A 522-nucleotide genomic window follows, 5' to 3' on the forward strand; every position below is an offset into this window, starting at 1 on the left:
AAGTCGGAAGCTTTGTCGGCCTTTTCCTGATTACGGATATAACGTCTGACGACCTGCTGATCATAGCCAGCCGTGGACACGAAGTACCCACGCGCCCAAAAGTGATAGCCTTTGTAGCGCCGTTTGCGGGCATACTTGTTGGCAACATAAAGCGCTGTCTTGCCCTTCAAGAAGCCGACAATGTGCGAAACTGAATATTTCGGCGGGATCGAGATCAGCATATGCACATGGTCGGGCACCAAGTGCCCTTCCTGGATTTCGCATTCCTTTTGTCGAGCAAGCCTGTGCAAAAGCTCACCCAATTCCCGTCGTACGTCCCCGTAAAGGCGTTTCGTCCGGTACTTGCTCGCGAAGACCACATGGTATTTGCAGTCCCACGTCGCATGTGATTGCGATCGTTCGTCCATAAAACCTCCGTTCTATGTCTCGGCCAGTCTAACGGTCCAAGCGCGGAGGTCTCTCGACCACGATGTAGAACTCGTCCAGTCCTCCACCGGAGGTGGAGGTTTACTTTGGTTACAA

1 protein-coding gene is annotated in these 522 nt (G+C 52.9%); it reads right to left on the reverse strand.

Annotation, left to right across the window (positions count from 1 at the left end; all coding sequences use genetic code 11):
* Nucleotides 1-407: IS200/IS605 family transposase (tnpA, locus tag NNZ72_RS25405; RefSeq protein WP_257318466.1), on the reverse strand; the 407-nt coding region annotated here is incomplete at its 3' end.
* Between the last annotated feature and the right edge of the window lie 115 nt (nt 408-522).

The sequence above is a fragment of the Shinella pollutisoli genome (assembly GCF_024609765.1).
GTDB lineage: Bacteria > Pseudomonadota > Alphaproteobacteria > Rhizobiales > Rhizobiaceae > Shinella > Shinella pollutisoli.